This is a genomic window from Achromobacter mucicolens, from assembly GCF_029866465.1.
GTDB classification, from domain to species: domain Bacteria; phylum Pseudomonadota; class Gammaproteobacteria; order Burkholderiales; family Burkholderiaceae_B; genus Achromobacter; species Achromobacter mucicolens.
This window is the reverse complement of the sequence record NZ_CP123364.1, coordinates 805,402-821,379: the sequence shown is the minus strand read 5'-3', so window position 1 is coordinate 821,379 and position 15,978 is coordinate 805,402. Positions and strand designations below refer to the sequence as shown.

Genomic DNA, 15,978 nt, shown 5'->3' with positions numbered 1-15,978 from the left:
CGCAACGCAAATCCAGATAATATTTCCGGCCTTGATTCGGCGCCGGCCTGTGCCGCGCGCACCGTCGGATCAGCGCGGCGGGCCGGCGCATCGCAGGCCCGGCATGCGCCAAGACGGGGAGCCGGACAGGCCATTTCGGACCTTGCCCCATGTCCCTGCCACTGACTTCGCTCGTTACCTTCGTGTCGCCTGCCGTGCTGGCCGGCGACGACCCGTCCGCCAATCCCTGCCTGGACTGCGGCGCATGTTGCGCGCACTTTCGCGTGTCCTTTTACGTCGGTGAACTGGCCGGCGAAAACGGCGGCCAGGTGCCACTGGAACTGGTCACCCAGATGAGCCCCCTGCGCGCCTGCATGAAGGGCACTGAGATGGGCGGCGGGCGCTGCATCTCGCTGCGCGGAGAACTCGGCAAGCCCGGCATTCACTGCGACATCTACGACAACCGGCCCACGCCGTGCCGCGACTTCGACATCTGGATGCCGGACGGATCGCCCAATCCGGATTGCCAGCGCCTGCGACTGGGATTGGGTCTGGCACCCGTGCCGCCCCGTCCCGACGCCGAGAACGACCCGCAGGGCCCGCTGCATCCGGACCAGCCCGCGGCCGCCTGACGCGCGCCGCGGCGAACCCTTCGCGGTCATTTCCTAGGCGCGGGTCGGCCGGCATCGGCAGCGGCACGGTCGCCTCGGCGCTGCGCTGCCTCAGCTCTTCCAGCAGCACGACAAAGAGTTGCGCCTGATAGGCCACCGGGGTCTCCCGCGACGTGCCTTCGATGAAGCGCTCGACCAGCGCCTCGATCAGCCGCGAGGACGGCCACGCCCGGCAATGCGGCGGCAAGCGAGCGCACCCGTCGGGGTGCACGTGCAGGAACGAGCCGCGCGCCTCGCCAAACCAGCGCGCGCCATGACGCACGCCGGGCGGAATCCAGCCCAGGCTGCCCGGCAGCACCGTCAACACGCGGTCGCCCGACTGCACCATGACAAGTCCTTCGTGCACCAGCACCAGCATGCCCTCGGCGTGGACGTGCGCGGGCACCGAAATGCCCTTGGATTCCCGGCGCCGGCGCAGGCTGTACGGCGTCAGCAGGACGTCGGGCAGAGGGGGAGAGGCAGCCGCTTCACGCATGGTTGGCAGGTTTGAGGTACAGGTTGACGGGTTCCCGTTAGCGGGTCCATTTGAAAATGTACATCATTCTCATCATTGGGATATCCGCCCACTGAATTGGAGACATTTCATGGACCACACACGGCTGCGCGACGCCGGCATCAAAGCCACCTTTCCGCGTCTGAAGATCCTGGACATCTTCTACCGCCATGCCGACGCGCACATGAGCGCCGCGGACATCTACCGCCGCCTCATCTCGGACCACAGCAATATCGGCTTGGCCACGGTGTACCGGGTGATCACGCAACTGGAGCACGCCGGCCTGCTCAAACGCACCCAGCTCGATTCGCACACCAACGTGTTCGAACTGAACGACAAGGGGCATCACGACCACCTGGTCTGCACGCGCTGCGGCCAGATCCGGGAGTCCAGCGATCCCGCCACGGCGCAGCGGGTCAGGAAGATCGCGCGGCGCTGCGGCTTTGAACTGGATTCCTACAGTCTCGTGCTTTACGGCAGCTGCGGCTGCGCCAAGGACGAGCCTGTCCTGCCCCACGGAGCCTTCGAATGAACCACGACCAATTCTTCTTTCACGACCTGTCGCAGTTTCCCATCGTGACGGCCCGGCACGGCGGCGCGCCGCTCGGTTATTCCGCCACGTGGATCCGGGAAATGGAGCTGCTGGTGGAGAACCCGCGCACCTTTGTCATGGTGGTGCCCGACACGCGCCATGAGGCCGCGCACGAAGACCGCAGGGCCATGATCGAATGGCAGACCGCCAACATGCCGCGCCTGCGGGCGCGATGCCGCGCGTTTATCGCCGTCGAACGCGATGCCCAGGCGCTGGACAAGCTGCGCAAGCGCGGCGAAAAGATGGCTCGCGCCTTCGGCCTGCCGTTCCTGGCGGTCGCGACACCGGGAGAAGCGGTCCAGTGCGCCCGGGAACTGCTTGGGCACGCAGGGCCGAGCGGCTTCAATGTCGATTAAGACGGCAAGCCCCGCGATTTAAGACTGGGCGTGCGCGGCCGTTGTTCAATGACAGGCCCCGTCGTTTCGGTGGCCGTTTTTACCAACTCTCGTCCCGGCCGCCCGACGCATGAACCACGCCCTCGCCTGTCAGTTTTGCCAATCGACGCTCGCGCAGGGCGCGCCGCTGCTCGAGCAGAACGGCGCGGCCATATGCAAATCGTGCGTGGACCAGTTTGCCGTGCGCTTTGCGGACCGGGCATGGGCGATGGCCGCCACGCCGCAAGAGCAGCTGGACGTGCTGCTGGAGGAAAGCAGCCGCGCGCTGGCGCAGAGCGAAACGCTGGCCGAGCGGGCGCGGTGTTGCGGCCTGAGCCTGAACGACCTGTCGGCGGCGCTGCCCGCGCGCACGCTGTCCTGACGGGCATCGCGTCAGAACGATCCCACCGCGCTGCCCAGCGCGATGACCGCCGCCAGCCCGATGATGGGTCCCACGATGCCCACCACGACGATATTCATGTAACCATCCCGGTGGTTCGACCCGCACACTGCCAGCAAGGTCACCACGGCGCCGTTGTGCGGCAAGCTGTCCAGCGTGCCCGCGCCAATCACCGACACGCGGTGCATCAGCGCCGGATCGATGCCCAGGGTCTGCGCCAGCTCCATGTAGGTGCCGGCCAGCGATTGCAGGGCGATGGTCAGGCCGCCCGACGCCGACCCGGTCAACGCCGCCAGCACGTTGGTGGCCACGGCCAGCGACACCAGCGGCCCGCCCTCGATCGACAGCACCCAGTCGCGCACCGCCGCAAACGAGGGCAGCGAGGCGACCACCGCGCCGAATCCCACCAGGCTCGCGACGCTCAGGAGCGGCAGCGCGGACGCGTTCACGCCGGCGTCCATCGTGTCGCGCAGCGACGGCAGGCGCCGGAAGTTCAACCCCACCAGCACCACGATCGCGGCCAGCAACGCGGTGATCACCGACCAGACGCCGCCCACCGCGGCCAGGCTGGTGCCGCCCCAGCGCGCCTCGGCAAGCCACGCGGTGTCCATGCGCGGCAGGACGATCAGCGTCATCAGCAGATTGACCAGGATCACCACGACCAGCGGCGTCGCCGCCACCAGCGCAGAGGGCGCGTCCGGGCTGCGCTGGCCATGTTGCATTTCGGCCGGGTCGAACTCGCGCGCGACGGTGGCGCGCTCGCGCACCAGCACGTCGTCGGCCACGTCGCTGGCCATGCCCGCGGGCGCGACGTAGCCTTCACCCGCCCGCCGCGCGGCGGCTTCCGCGCGGCTCAGCCACCACAGCCCAAAGCCCAGCATGATTGCGCTGGCCACGATGCCCAGCCCCGGCGCGGCGAACGGCGTGGTCGCAAAAAACGGCATGGGAATGGCGTTCTGCACGGCTGGCGTGCCCGGCAACGCGGACATCGTGAAGGTTGACGTGCCAAGCAGGATGGCCGCCGGCATCAGGCGCACCGGAATGCCGGCCGACCGGAACAGCGCATGCGCCATGGGCGCCAGCACGAAAAACGCCACAAACAGGCTGACGCCGCCGTACGTCACGATGGCGCCGGCCAGCACCACGGCCAGGATGGCGCGCCGCGCGCCCAGCTTGCGCGTCATGGCGTCGGCAATCGCCGTGACCGAGCCGCTGTCGGCCATGAGCTTGCCGAACAGCGCCCCCAGAAGGAACAAGGGAAAGAACTGGGCGACGAACCCGGCCGCGCCGCCCATGAAGGTCTGCGTCCAGTGCGCCAGCAGCGGTTCCCCCGCCGCGGCAGCCGTCACCATGGCCGCGGCCGGCGCCAGCAGCAGGATGCTCCAGCCGCGATAGGCCAGCCCGATCAGCAGGACCAGCGCCAGCAGAATACCGAACAGTCCCATGATCAGACCTCGCCCAGCAATTCGTCGATATCCAATGACGACCGTTTGCCCAGGTCGTCGCCGTGTTCGGCCAGGAAACGCTCGGCCGCCTTTCTGCCCTCGTCGCGCAGCATGCACAGGAACGGCCATTCGGCGTTGAGCTTGGACGAATACCCCAGCTCCACCATGAGCTCGGACGAGATTCGGTGTATCCGCATCTGCGCCCACATTCTGCCCTCGCCATTGCCGGGGTCGGCCACCTGACGCAGCAGCGCGATCATGCGCAGCTCCTTCAGGAGCGATGCGTTGAAGGTGACTTCGTTCAGGCGGTTCATGATCTCGCGGGCGCTGCTGGGCAACCCGGCCCGCTCCACCGGATTGATCTGCACCAGGATGGTGTCGTGCGACTGGCAGTCCCGCACCAGCGGCGTGATGGTCGGATTGCCGCTGTAGCCGCCGTCCCAATACGGATCGCCGTCGATCATCACGGCGCGGAACAGCGTGGGCAGGCAGGCCGACGCCAGCAGCACGTCGGCATTGACCTCGGCATTCTTGAACACCCGGCCCCGGCCCGTGCGCGCGTTCGTCGCGGTGATGAACAGATGGATGGGCGCGCGCGCCAGTTCGTCGAAATCAATGACCTCCCACAGGATGGCGGCCAGGGGATTGGCCCCGGACGCGCTGAGGTCATAGGGAGAGAACACCCGCGACGCCATGTCGAAGGCGATGAACATGGGGGAATTGTCCAGCGACCACGAGCCCATCAGGATGTCGAGAGGGCTGCGGCGAAAGGGACTGAAACGGGCCGCGTCGGACACGCGGCGCCAGAAGTCCTCGAGCGCGGCGCGGGCGCCCTGCGCGCCCCCGCGCGCATGTCCCAGCACCAGCACGGCGGCGTTCATGGCGCCGGCCGAGGTGCCGGAGATGCCGTCGATGCCGAGCCAGGGTTCTTCAAGCAGCCGGTCCAGCACACCCCAGGTGAAGGCGCCGTGCGCGCCTCCCCCCTGCAGCGCAAGATCGATCAAGACGGGATCGCGGGCAGTCGCTGACGCTTTGGATCGGGCCACGGCGGAACTCCTTGCGGGAGGCTGGGGGTGAGCTTGCGATCGGTGTGACTGCGACATGCGCCATGTTGCGCTGCACATATCGTTCGGAAGTTATACGCGATGCGCCTGGAAAACGGAAGACTACGCCCTCCTGATAGAAATTGGGGTCGCATCATAATAAGAAAAAATAGCCATCAACACCGGTGTTTTTTGGGGCTTTGGCTTTTTCAGCAAATCGTAAGATCGATTACGCGCGCCCCAACGCGCAGGCTTCCCAAGCATCGACACCGCAGCATCCCTCGCATCCCCGCTTTCCCTTCACGTGCGCCATGGCTTTTTCAGGATTTGCGCCATTCCGCCTCAGCTAAATTCACTTCTGAAACGCGAAATGCCTCAACAAAAACTGAAAAAAAGGGCGATTGTCATTGCCTTGCAAGCGCTTGGCCTGTCCGGGTCCGGCATGCTGACCTTGGGCGCCGCGCCTGCGATTGCGCAAAGCATCACCTGGAACGGCACGCAGAGCGCAGACTGGCAAGACGTGCAAAACTGGTCGTCGGCATCGCTTCCGGGCTCGACCGGCTATCTGTTCATCAATAGCGTCACGCCGTACGCGCCGGTTATCTCCAGCGGCAGCAACCAGGCGGGCGTCATCTTTCTTGGCGCGATTGGTGGCCCCTCGCTCAACGTGGAACATGGCAGCCGTTTGACCAGCGGTTCGGCCATCATCGGCAACTCCACGAATGGTTTCACGCCCGGCACGTCCGAACTTCAGTCCGGCACGGCCACCATCAACGGCGCGGGCTCTCAGTGGACCGCAGAGGCCTTCAGCGTCGGCTTCTATGGCACGGGCACGCTGAACGTGACCCGCGGCGCCAAAGCCATCGCATCGACGGCCGTCACGCTGGGTTCGCACACCGGCTCTCTCGGCACCCTGAATATTTCTGGCCTGGGCAGCTCCCTGAACGCCGGGCAAATCACCGCAGGTGACAATGGCACCGGCGTCGTCACGATCTCCGACAAGGGCACGGTTCAACTTACCGGCCTGCTGGTGGCCAACTCGGCGGGTTCGACGGGCACGATCGAAATCACGGGCGCTGGCTCGTCGATGCAGACAGTCAGAAGCATGTCGATCGGCGCGCGCAGCACTGGCACGCTGGACATCAAGGGCGGGGCCACGGCCACTTCCGGCGCCCAGACCTATGTGGGCATGTACGCGGGCGGCGACGGCAAACTGCTGGTTTCCGGCGCCGGCAGCCAGCTCTCCTCGCTGACCAGCTACATTGCGCTGGGCATGTATGCGGGTTCGAAGGGCCACCTGGCCGCGACGGACGGTGCGATGATCGATGCCTACCAGGTGGTCGCCGGCTTCAGCGCAGGCAGCGAAGGCACCCTCGTCGCGGACGGCCCGCAGACCCGGCTCAAGACCTCCAGCGCCTTCCTCGTCGGCTATCAAGGCACGGGCGCCGCCACGTTGTCCAACGGCGCCACCCTTGAAACCGCCAACCGCGTCCGAATCGCCGATGCGGCGGGATCGGTGGGCACCTTGAATATCGGCGCCGCCGCCAGCGATGCCGCTGCCGCGCCGGGCGTCGTGCAGGCCGCGCTTGGCGTGCGCTTTGGCGACGGGACCGGCAAGCTGGTCTTCAACCACTCCAGTTCGAACTACGTCTTCGCCCCCGGCATCAGTTCTCTGTCGCCGGGCAAGGGCACCATCGACATGCTGGCCGGATCGACCACCTTGACCGGCGATTCCAGTGCCTTCAGCGGCCAAACCAATCTGCTGGGCGGCGCCCTGACGGTCAACGGCGCCCTGGGCGGCACCCTGAATGTCGCCAGCGGCGCATCCCTGCGCGGCTCGGGAACGGTCGGCACGACCACGCTGCAAAACGGCGCCACGCTGGCCCCTGGCGCGGCCGGCACCACCCTGAACGTCGCGGGCGACCTGACGTTCTCGCCAGGTTCGGTCTATCAGGTGACGGCCGATTCCCAATCGTCGGCAAGCAGCCGTGTCGTTGTCAGCGGCACGGCAAACCTGGCGGGTTCGGCGGTGCATGTCGGGCCGGACGGCGGGTTCCAGACCCGGCGCGAATACGCCATCCTCAGCGCGGGCACGGTCAACGGGCAGTTCAGCAGCGTCTCGTCCAACTACGCCTTTCTGGATCCGGCCCTGCGTTATGACGGCCAGAACGTCGTGATGCAGCTTGGCCGCAAGCAGGTGCCCGTCACCCCGGAAACCCCGGTCACCCCGGAAACCCCGGTCACCCCGGTCACCCCGGAGACCCCGGTGACTCCGGTTACCCCGGTCACGCCGGTCACCCCCAGCGTTCCTGAAACGCCGACTCGCCCGATCGCCTTCGCCGACGCGGCGCAAACCGGCAACCAGCGCGCCGTGGCCAACGCCCTGGACAGCCTGCCCGCCGGCAACCCGCTGCACGAATACATCCTGACGCTGCCCGAAGGCGCCACGGCCGCGGCCTTCAACAGCCTGTCCGGAGAAGCGCACGCCAGCGTCACCTCCACCCTGACGGGTCTCAACAACTCGGTACGCGCGGTGCCCCTCGCTTACCTGCGCGCGAACCTGGGCGCGGGCATGCGCGCAGGCGCGCCGACCGCACAACTTGGCGGCACCCCGTCCGCGTCCGCCCTGCCTTCCTCCAATGCGCAGCCCGCCTGGGCCGAAGTCATCGGCAACTGGCAGACCTGGAAGGGCAACGGCGATTCCGCGCAAGTGCGCCAAAACACCGGCGGCGTCTTCGCCGGCGTCGACCACGCCTTGGGCGGCGGCTGGCGCCTGGGCGGCGCCCTGGGCTTCACCGACAGCAAGATTCGCGTGGACGACCGTTCGTCGCAGGCCGACATTGCCGGCTACAGCGCGGCGGTGTTTGGCGGCAAGGTGTTCGAGGTCGGGCCCGGCAAGCTGAACGTGATGGCCGGCACGGCCTACACCTGGCACGACATCTCCACCGAACGCCGCGCCAGCGTCTCCGGCGTGTCCCAGACGCTGACTGCCGACTATGGCGCAAGCACCACCCAGTTGTTCGCCGAACTCGGCTACGCCCTGCCCATGTCCGAGCGCGTCAGCATCGAGCCCTTCGCCGGGCTGTCCTGGAGCGATACGCGCAACCGCAGCTTCTCGGAGTCCGGCGGATCGGCCGCCTTGAGCGGGCAGAGCGACAGCAACAAGCAAACCACCTCCACGCTTGGCTTGCGCGGGCTGATGAACTTCACGGTTGGCCAGACCGAAGGACGCGTGCAGGCCACCTTGGGCTGGCGCCACGCCTTTGGCGACGTGCAGCCCGAAAGCACCATGTCCTTCGATGGCGGCCAGGCCTTCACCGTGGCCGGCGCTCCCATCGCGCGCGATGCCGCGCTGGCCGAGCTCGGCGTCGAAACCGCGCTCACGCGCAATGCCACCATCGGCCTGAACTACACCGGCCAGTTCGGCGGCGGCAACCGGGAAAACGCCGGTTCGGTCCATATGACCTGGCGGTACTAAGACGTACACGAACGCCAGGCAAAGCAAAACGCCGCTATGTCGATAGCGGCGTTTTGTATTTGGCACAAAGATGTGGCACCAACGAAAAACGCCGCTAACGAAATAGCGGCGTTCGACTCGATGCTTGCGCGAATTGGGGTGGTGGGTTGTGCGAGACTCGAACTCGCGACCAACGGATTAAAAGTCCGCTGCTCTACCGACTGAGCTAACAACCCGACCGAAGCCCGAAATTATGGCGGATTTCGAAGGGCTTGTCAAAAAATGACAGCGTGCCATCCTGCCAGCAAAGCCAGGCAAGCAAACGGCCGCTCGCGGCGGCCGTTTGCGGGTGGTGCGGCGTGCTGGATTACCAGGCAGCCACCACCGCGCCCTTGAACTTGGTTTCGATGAACTGCTTCACTGCCGGGCTGTGATAGATGGAGACCAGCTTGGCGAACTCGGGACGGTCCTTGTCCTTTTCACGCACGACCAGCACGTTGGCGTACGGCGAGTCGGGCGATTCCTGGGCGATGGCGTCCTTGGTCGGATTCAGTCCGGCTTCCAGCGCGAAGTTGGTGTTCACGGCCGAAGCGTCGGTGTCATCCAGCGAGCGCGGCAGTTGGGCGGCGTCCAGTTCGATGAAGCGCAGCTTCTTGGGGTTCTCGACCACGTCGATCGGCGTGGCCTTCAGGCCCGCTTCCGGACGCAGCTTGATCAGGCCATTGGCCTGCAGCAGCAGCAGCGCGCGGCCGCCGTTGGTCGGGTCGTTCGGCAGCGCGATGCGGGCGCCTTCCTTCAGTTCGGACAGCGACTTGATCTTCTTGCTGTAGATGCCGATCGGGAAGATCACGGTCTTGGCGATGCTGACCAGCTTGTAGCCGCGGTCCGCGTTGGCGTTGTCCAGGTAGGGCTGGTGCTGGTAGCTGTTCAGGTCCAGGTCGCCGGCGGCCAGCGCCACGTTCGGCTGCACGTAGTCCGAGAACTCGATGACTTGCAGGTTCAGGCCCTGCTTGGCGGCTTCGGCCTTGACCACATCAAAGATCTGGGCGTGCGGGCCGGCGGTGACACCGACCTTCAGCGGCTTGTCCTGAGCCAGCGCGGGCTGGGCGAATACGGCGGCGCCCAAAGCGAACGCGGCCAGCGACTTCAAAACCTTGATGCTCATGTTGCGATATCCCGATATGACGGAAGTAGGAAAAAACGAAGAAGATCAGCGATGCGACATGCGGCGCACGAAGCGGTCGCCCAGGCTCTGGATGGCTTGGACCAGAACGATCAGCACGATCACGACCGCGGCCATGACGTCGGACTGGAAGCGCTGGTAGCCATAGCGGATCGCCAGGTCGCCCAGCCCGCCGCCGCCGATGGCGCCGGCCATTGCCGAATAACCGATCAGGCTGACCACGGTGACGATGGTGGCGGCGATCAGGCCCGGCAGGGCTTCGGGCAGCAGCACCTTCATGATGATCTGCATCGGCGATGCGCCCATGGCGCGCGCCGCGGTGATGAGGCCCGGATCGACCTCGCGCATGGCGTTTTCCGCGATGCGCGCCATGAAGGGAATGGCGGCCACCGACAAAGGCACGATGGCGGCGGTGGTGCCGATGGACGTCTGCGCCACCAATCGCGTGAACGGGATGATCGCGACCATCAGGATCACGAACGGCACCGAACGGGTCGCGTTGATGATGGCCCCCAGCACGTGGTTCACGGGCTGGTTTTCAAGCATGTTGCCGCGCGCGGTCACCGTCAGCGTGACGCCAAGCGGAATGCCGATGATCACCGCGATGGCGCTGGCCACGCCCACCATCAGCAGGGTGTCAAGCAGCGACGTAATAAGCAGGTCGATCAGTTGCGGACTCATGAGCTATTTCTTCAACGGTAATGTCACGGGCGTTCAAGGCGGCAATCCCGTCCTTGAGCGCAGCGGGCGTGCCTTGGGCCAGCACAAACATCGTGCCCACGGCCACGCCCTGGATGTCTTCGACGCGCGCCTGCACCAGGCCGACGTCCAGGCCGAATTGCCGGGTCAGGTCGGACAGGAAGGCGCCCGATGCGTCGGTGCCGGTCAGCGACAGGCGCAACAGGCGCACGGTCTGGCCGGGTTTGGCGGCGGCCAGCGCCTGGATGCGTTCCTTGACGGCGGCCAGCGTGGCGTCGGTCAGTTCCGAAGCGGTGGCGGCCGACACCATGTTGCGGGTCACTTCATGGCGGGGTTGGGCAAAGACCTCGCGGGTGCTGCCGATTTCAACGACCTCGCCCTGCGACAGCACGGCCACGCGATCGCAGACCTCGCGCACGACTTCCATCTGGTGCGTGATCATGACCACAGTCACGCCGGTCTTGCGGTTGATGTCGCGCAGCAGCGCCAGGATGTTGTGCGTGGTTTCGGGGTCTAGCGCGGACGTGGCTTCGTCGCTCAGCAGCACGTCCGGATTGTTGGCCAGCGCGCGGGCGATGCCGACGCGCTGCTTCTGGCCGCCGCTGATCTGGCTGGGATACCGGTCGCGCAGATGTTCCAGCCCGACCAGCGCCAGCAGACGCTCCACGCGCGCCGGAATTTCAGCTTTGGACACGCCCGCGATTTCCAGCGGCAGGGCGACGTTGCCGTACACCGTGCGCCGCGACAGCAGGTTGAATCCCTGGAACACCATGCCGATGCGGCGGCGCTGTTCACGCAGTTGCGCTTCGGTCAGGCCGGTCAGCGCCTGACCGCCGATGGAGATGTTGCCCTGGTTGGGACGTTCCAGCAGGTTGATGCACTGGACCAGCGTGCTTTTACCGGCCCCGCTGGGACCGATGATGCCAAAGACCTCGCCCTGCTCGATGTGCAGGTTGATGCCTCGCAGCGCCTGGAATTCCCCATGCGGCGTGGCGTAGGTCTTGGATAGGTTCTCGATGTGAATCATGGCAAGCGATTTTGTATCTTTTCTCTTCTAAAGAGAACGACCGTTTTTTCCATTTTTAATAACTACAAGTAATATCAACTGCCGGCCCGGCGCCGCGAGGCTTCTGGAAAGCCGCGCAAACGCCTCGACAATGGCGATCCGGCAAAGACACAAAGGGCAGCCGGGAAGGAAAGCCTTCCTGACTGCCCTTTCTTTTCGGCGGCCGGCTTGCGGCCGACCCGGGTTCAGCGTGCGCGCGAGATGCGGACTTCCGCGCCGCGGCGCTTCACTTCCAGGCCTTCGGACGGCGAGATCCGCAGCCCTTCCAGCCCCTTGATGTAGCTCGAACCCTGCATCTGCATCACGCGGATCTTGTTGCGCATGACGACCGGGTTATGCACCGGCATGCCGAACATCCAGACCTCGTCCAGGATGCGGGCCGAGTTGAACTCGCCCGTATGCTGCGCGGCGGGACCGAGACAGAGCATGTGACCTTCGCGGCCAAACACCGGGAACTGGCCAAGCTCGCAATCGATGGTCCAGGTAGTGCCGCCCTCGTAGCGATGGCCGGTGTTCAGATCCCACCACGCCTCGCCCTTGGGCAGGTACACGCGCACCTGATTGCCCGGTTCGGTGACCGGCGCCACCAGCAGGGCCGGACCCAGCAGGTATTGCAGATCCCATTCGTGGGCGTGCGGATCGTTCGGGAACGACAGCGCCATGGAGCGTTGCACCGGCAGACCGGTGCGGGCCGAGTCCTCGATGGCACCCAGCACATAGGGCACCAGGCGGTAGCGCCACTGCATCCAGGTCTTGGCGTGGGACAGGGTTTCGTCGCCGAAATCCCAGGGCATCAGCCCTTCCACGCCCTGGAAGGAGAAATTGGCCGAGAACACGCCGGCGGTCAGCCAGCGCAGGTAAAGCTCGGGCGTCATGCCGGCGCGGTCGCGCGCGGCCGAACCAATGTTGTGCACCTGGACGGGCACGCCGCTGGAACCGATCGACAGGGACGTGCGCAGCGTGTGCCGCAGGCCTTCCCAGGTGTTGTCGACCTGGGGGCCCACCTGCCACGGCAGGCGCTGGGCCGCCGGGAAGAGGTCCGCGCTGGGCACGACGCCTTCGGGCGGCACCTTCAATCCGGCCACCGCGTCGAACAGCGCGCGGCGCACCAGCAGGGGATACATCGTGCGCAGGGCCGGGCCGGTCTCGCCGTTGCGGGCGGTCACGCCATCGGGGATGGCGATCTGCGCGTCGCAGGCGGGCGCATCCAGACCGTCTTCCACCAATTGGCGGTGGCGCTCGACCCACAGGTTGTAGATGTCGCGATAGGTCAGGTCGAGCAGGCCGTAGGGCTGACCGGATGTCGCCGCGTTGCCGTCGAACACCTGGGCAGCGCCGTCGTCCTTGGTCAGCAGCCAGCCGCGATCTTCCAGCTCTTCAAAGAGCGGACTGGTCTTGATGACGCCCGGAAAGCCGGAGGCCGCCACATGCACGTTGTGTTTGTGAAAGAGCGCCAGCATCTGCTTGGCGTCGGGAAAGCGTTGGGCATCCCATTCAAAAACCGTCTTGTCCGCCTGGAAGCCCCACGCGATTGGCTGGGCCAGCGTCACGGCATCCACCGGAATCTGGTTTTCGCGCATGCGCGCCACCAGGGCAACCGTCTGCGTGGGCATTTCGCCCGCGGCCTGCTGCAGCCACGCGCCCATGGCCCACAGGACGGGCTGGCCGGCGCGGCCGGTCAGCGCGGTGTATTGATTCAGGATTTCGGCGGGTTCGCCGGCGAACAGGAACAAGTCCAGCACCGCGTCATCGACCGTCAGCACATAGGCCGAGTCCGCCGGCGCGACGCCCACTGAATGTTCCACGCGGCGCATCGTATTGGCATAGACGCCCCAGCCTCGGGGACTCCAGGCCAGCGGCAGCGCGCGGTGCTCCGGATCGTCGGAAACCACCGATTCCTCGCGGCGGTTCAGGTCCCCCGGGGTTTCGCCCAGACCGTAGACCCGCTCGTCGGCGGCCAACGTGAAACCGGCCGTCCACACGGCGTCGTCGGCCTGGTCCAGCGCGTTGTGCCCGAATGCGGGCGTATGCGCGGAAACCTCGGATTCGAAGACGCGGTCTTCGTTGCGGTACAGGGCGATGCGAACGGGATTGGCCTGGATCTCCAGGGCGACGTCGCCCTGGGTGATACGCCAGCCGTCCCCGCCATCGCGAGGCGCGATGGTCGCTTCGCCCACCGCCTCCTGGCGCGCGAGCAGCATTTCGGCCACGGCGCGCGCACGCGCGCCCGGCTTGTCATCATTGAAGTGGTTCGCCTCGCCGCAGCGCAGGCGAAAAACTCCAGGCGCATGCGCCTCGACTACCAGATGCAACCCATCGCCCGCGTCGAAATCGATGCGACTGGGGCGGGACGTCAGCAGCTCGGCATTATCGAGCTGGGTAGTATGGGCAAAGTCGAACTTGGGCGGCACAGAGCATCCCCCGGCTTAAGCCAAAAACCATCAAAAGACGCTATTTTGACGGATTTGAGCTTTGAAATAAACTCGATCCCTCTTTTGGACGGTTATTTCATCCAAAAAAGGGGCATAAAGCCCTTGGCCTGCGCCAGGCGCGCAGATGCCGCCGAGTCGCCGAATTGCCGGCCCGAAAGGTCAATTGCGGCCTATTGGCGCCAAATTCCGGCAATTCTTACAATTCTACGCCAGCCGGGCGTGCCGCCCCGGGCGCATTAAATATTTTTCATCGTGGTGAAACAAGCTGGACCAGATCGGTCTCCAGCGGCAGCGGTTCGCCCATCAGACGCGCCGCAATCAGGTCCCCCATCAGCGCCGACCACGACAATCCGCGCGACGCGTAGCCGGCGGCCAGCCACAGACCCGGTGCGTGGGGCAGCTCGCCGACGGCCGGCAGACGGCCCGGCAGGACGGCGCGCCACCCGGCCCAGCCGGGAAGATCGCCCGGAACCAGCGCGTCGAATGCCGGGAAGTGGCCGGCAAGCAGCCCCGCCGCCTTGCCCAATGTGACACGCTGCCCTTCGGCGCCCACCGAGGCCTCGGCGGCGCCATGGACATAGGTGCTGCCGACCACGCAGCCCACGCCAATATCCGGCAGAAGATAGCCTTCGCCGCCGACGATGCACCGCGGGCCGCCGTCCAGGGCCGCTGCGGGGATCAGCGTCACCTCGCCGGCCAGCGCGTGCATCTGGGCGACGCGTGGCAGCGAGTCCAGCAGGCCGCTGGCCGCCAGGACCTCGCGTGAACCGGCGGCATTGGCCAGGATCACGGTGTCCGCCCGGGCCAGCTCCGTCCCCGAGGCATCCTGCACCCGCCAGCTTTGACCTGCGGGCGACACCCGGTCGGCCCGTCCCGCAATCACCGCAGCCCCGGCCGCGGCCAGCAGCGCGTCGATCAGCAGCCCGGGCTGCACCAGCATGCCTTGTGAAAAGAACACGCCGCCCCGCGCCACGGGCAATCCGGACAATGCGCCAGCCTCTTCCCGCGTCACCTGGCGCACCCAGTCCGCCGGAAAGGCCAGCGCTTCCAGGGTGCCCGCCAGCGCCGCCGACCGGCCGGCGTCGCGCTCGACCTGGACGGTGCCGCAGACCCGGGGCGCCGCGCCCCCCGGCAGCCCCTGCCAGCGCGCCAGCGCCCTTTCGCTGCCCGCCCGCGACAGCCGCGCCCGCGCATTGTCGTCGCGCGCCACCACCGGCGTGAGCGCAGCGGCCAGGTGGCCGGCATGGGCCGGCGCGCCCAGCGCGCGCCCCGCGTCCAACACGGTGACGCGCCACCCGCGCAGCGCCAGCGCGTGGGCGATCCCCGCGCCAGCCAGGCCGGCGCCCACGATCACGGCATGCTGTCCGGACGAGACCGCCGCGGGCTGCGCGGCAGTTCCCGCCTGGCGGACCTGCCCCACTGTCATATGCCATTTGCCCCCGTAACCGGGCGCGCGCCGCACGTCAAAGCCGGCGTCGGCCAGATTGCGGCGCAGTTCGCCGGTACACGCCCAGGTGGCGACCGTGGCGTCTGGCGCCGCCAGATCGGCCAGGGCGCGCAGCAGCGGCGTCGCCCACATCTGCGGATTGCGATCGGGTGCAAAGCCATCCAGGAAAAATGCGTCCACCCGCGCGCCCAGCCGGGGGGCCAGCGCCTGCGCGTCGCCAAAGCCCAGTGTCAGCGTGACGGCGCCGTTCTCGAATTCCAGCCGGTGCAACCCCGGCAGCAGCGCCGGCCATTGCGCGGTCAGCGCGCGCGCCATACCGGCCAGCGGCTCGGGCGCATGGCGCGCCAGCAAGGCGGCCATGTCGACCCCCGAAAAGGGGTGAGCTTCCATCGAGACGACATGCAGCGCCGCCGGCCGATGCGGGTCGTCGCGCCAGGCCTTCCACAACGCCAGGAAGTTCAGCCCCAGCCCGAATCCCGTCTCGCAGACGGTGAACGCCGCGCGCCCCCGCCAGCGCTCCGGCAGTCCGTTGCCCCGCAGGAAAACGTGCTCGGCCTGGCCCATCGCCCCGGATGGGGAGTGGTAGACGTCCCCATAAACGGCGCTGACCAGCCTGCCGTCGGCGTCGACATCCCCCGTTGCGGGGACCAGCGGAACATAAGTCACAGACATTCAGCCCAAAGATACAAACATGATG

General features: G+C 66.7%; 12 protein-coding genes, 1 tRNA gene and 1 pseudogene. 5 read left to right on the top strand and 9 right to left on the bottom strand.

Translation table 11 applies throughout. The features are described from left to right. The first annotated feature begins 149 nt into the window (after positions 1-149). The gene (locus tag QEP15_RS03710; protein ID WP_056320849.1) at positions 150-611 is read left to right on the top strand and encodes a YkgJ family cysteine cluster protein; all 462 of its coding nucleotides are present in this window, start codon (positions 150-152) and stop codon (positions 609-611) included. 334 nt (positions 612-945) lie between these two features. Here the strand turns inward: QEP15_RS03710 and QEP15_RS03705 are convergent. Further along, positions 946-1,125, bottom strand: a pseudogene (locus tag QEP15_RS03705) (AraC family transcriptional regulator); the annotation flags it as partial. Between the two features lie 109 nt (positions 1,126-1,234). Between QEP15_RS03705 and QEP15_RS03700 the strand changes: the two are divergent. The 3 genes from QEP15_RS03700 to QEP15_RS03690 all read left to right on the top strand — a co-directional run bounded on the left by QEP15_RS03700 (position 1,235) and on the right by QEP15_RS03690 (position 2,491). Next, positions 1,235-1,675, top strand: a complete 441-nt coding sequence (locus QEP15_RS03700; RefSeq protein ID WP_152383474.1) for a ferric uptake regulation protein — start codon at positions 1,235-1,237, stop codon at positions 1,673-1,675. Continuing rightward, positions 1,672-2,091: a hypothetical protein gene (locus QEP15_RS03695; RefSeq protein ID WP_152383473.1), complete on the top strand. Its 420-nt coding sequence runs from the start codon at positions 1,672-1,674 to the stop codon at positions 2,089-2,091. The genes QEP15_RS03700 and QEP15_RS03695 overlap by 4 nt, the downstream gene beginning before the upstream one ends. Positions 2,092-2,200: 109 nt before the next feature. Further along, positions 2,201-2,491: a ClpX C4-type zinc finger protein gene (locus QEP15_RS03690; RefSeq protein WP_056320842.1), complete on the top strand. Its 291-nt coding sequence runs from the start codon at positions 2,201-2,203 to the stop codon at positions 2,489-2,491. 11 nt (positions 2,492-2,502) lie between these two features. Here QEP15_RS03690 and QEP15_RS03685 read toward each other — a convergent pair whose 3' ends face one another. Both QEP15_RS03685 and QEP15_RS03680 read right to left on the bottom strand, forming a co-directional pair. Further along, entirely contained in the window at positions 2,503-3,954 is a 1,452-nt protein-coding gene (locus tag QEP15_RS03685) for a GntP family permease (protein WP_152383472.1), read from the bottom strand. A gap of 2 nt (positions 3,955-3,956) precedes the next feature. Next, a complete protein-coding gene (locus QEP15_RS03680) occupies positions 3,957-5,000 on the bottom strand; it encodes a patatin-like phospholipase family protein (protein WP_280148442.1) in 1,044 nt (347 codons plus the stop codon). 367 nt (positions 5,001-5,367) lie between these two features. Between QEP15_RS03680 and QEP15_RS03675 the strand changes: the two genes are divergently transcribed. Then, positions 5,368-8,475 (top strand): autotransporter family protein, encoded by a 3,108-nt coding sequence (locus QEP15_RS03675; protein WP_280148441.1) that lies wholly within the window; start codon positions 5,368-5,370, stop codon positions 8,473-8,475. A 139-nt stretch (positions 8,476-8,614) separates the two neighbouring features. Here QEP15_RS03675 and QEP15_RS03670 read toward each other — a convergent pair. The 6 genes from QEP15_RS03670 to mnmC form a co-directional block, all read right to left on the bottom strand. Next, positions 8,615-8,690 (bottom strand) — tRNA-Lys (locus QEP15_RS03670). Positions 8,691-8,821: 131 nt separating this feature from the next. Beyond that, a complete protein-coding gene (locus QEP15_RS03665) occupies positions 8,822-9,619 on the bottom strand; it encodes a MetQ/NlpA family ABC transporter substrate-binding protein (protein ID WP_056320831.1) in 798 nt (265 codons plus the stop codon). A 45-nt stretch (positions 9,620-9,664) separates the two neighbouring features. Then, positions 9,665-10,318 carry a methionine ABC transporter permease gene (locus QEP15_RS03660; protein ID WP_062841659.1) on the bottom strand — a complete coding sequence of 218 codons (654 nt, stop codon included), beginning with the start codon at positions 10,316-10,318 and terminating at the stop codon, positions 9,665-9,667. Further along, entirely contained in the window at positions 10,275-11,363 is a 1,089-nt protein-coding gene (locus QEP15_RS03655; protein WP_062841658.1) for a methionine ABC transporter ATP-binding protein, read from the bottom strand. Before QEP15_RS03655 ends, QEP15_RS03660 begins: the two co-directional genes overlap by 44 nt. A 224-nt stretch (positions 11,364-11,587) precedes the next feature. Next, on the bottom strand, positions 11,588-13,813 hold the full coding sequence (locus tag QEP15_RS03650; protein WP_217618982.1) for a glycoside hydrolase family 31 protein: 2,226 nt from the start codon (positions 13,811-13,813) through the stop codon (positions 11,588-11,590). A 268-nt stretch (positions 13,814-14,081) separates the two neighbouring features. After that, a complete protein-coding gene (mnmC, locus tag QEP15_RS03645) occupies positions 14,082-15,953 on the bottom strand; it encodes a bifunctional tRNA (5-methylaminomethyl-2-thiouridine)(34)-methyltransferase MnmC2/FAD-dependent 5-carboxymethylaminomethyl-2-thiouridine(34) oxidoreductase MnmC1 (RefSeq protein WP_280148440.1) in 1,872 nt (623 codons plus the stop codon). Positions 15,954-15,978: the final 25 nt, after the last annotated feature.

Excerpts from the sequence above, each read along its gene's own strand:
- QEP15_RS03710 (WP_056320849.1), top strand. The coding sequence starts at position 150 with ATGTCCCTGCCACTGACTTCGCTCGTTACCTTCGTGTCGCCTGCCGTG.
- QEP15_RS03700 (WP_152383474.1), top strand. The coding sequence starts at position 1,235 with ATGGACCACACACGGCTGCGCGACGCCGGCATCAAAGCCACCTTTCCG.
- QEP15_RS03695 (WP_152383473.1), top strand. The coding sequence starts at position 1,672 with ATGAACCACGACCAATTCTTCTTTCACGACCTGTCGCAGTTTCCCATC.
- QEP15_RS03690 (WP_056320842.1), top strand. The coding sequence starts at position 2,201 with ATGAACCACGCCCTCGCCTGTCAGTTTTGCCAATCGACGCTCGCGCAG.
- QEP15_RS03685 (WP_152383472.1), bottom strand. The coding sequence starts at position 3,954 with ATGGGACTGTTCGGTATTCTGCTGGCGCTGGTCCTGCTGATCGGGCTG.
- QEP15_RS03675 (WP_280148441.1), top strand. The coding sequence starts at position 5,368 with ATGCCTCAACAAAAACTGAAAAAAAGGGCGATTGTCATTGCCTTGCAA.
- QEP15_RS03665 (WP_056320831.1), bottom strand. The coding sequence starts at position 9,619 with ATGAGCATCAAGGTTTTGAAGTCGCTGGCCGCGTTCGCTTTGGGCGCC.
- QEP15_RS03660 (WP_062841659.1), bottom strand. The coding sequence starts at position 10,318 with ATGAGTCCGCAACTGATCGACCTGCTTATTACGTCGCTGCTTGACACC.
- QEP15_RS03655 (WP_062841658.1), bottom strand. The coding sequence starts at position 11,363 with ATGATTCACATCGAGAACCTATCCAAGACCTACGCCACGCCGCATGGG.
- mnmC (WP_280148440.1), bottom strand. The coding sequence starts at position 15,953 with ATGTCTGTGACTTATGTTCCGCTGGTCCCCGCAACGGGGGATGTCGAC.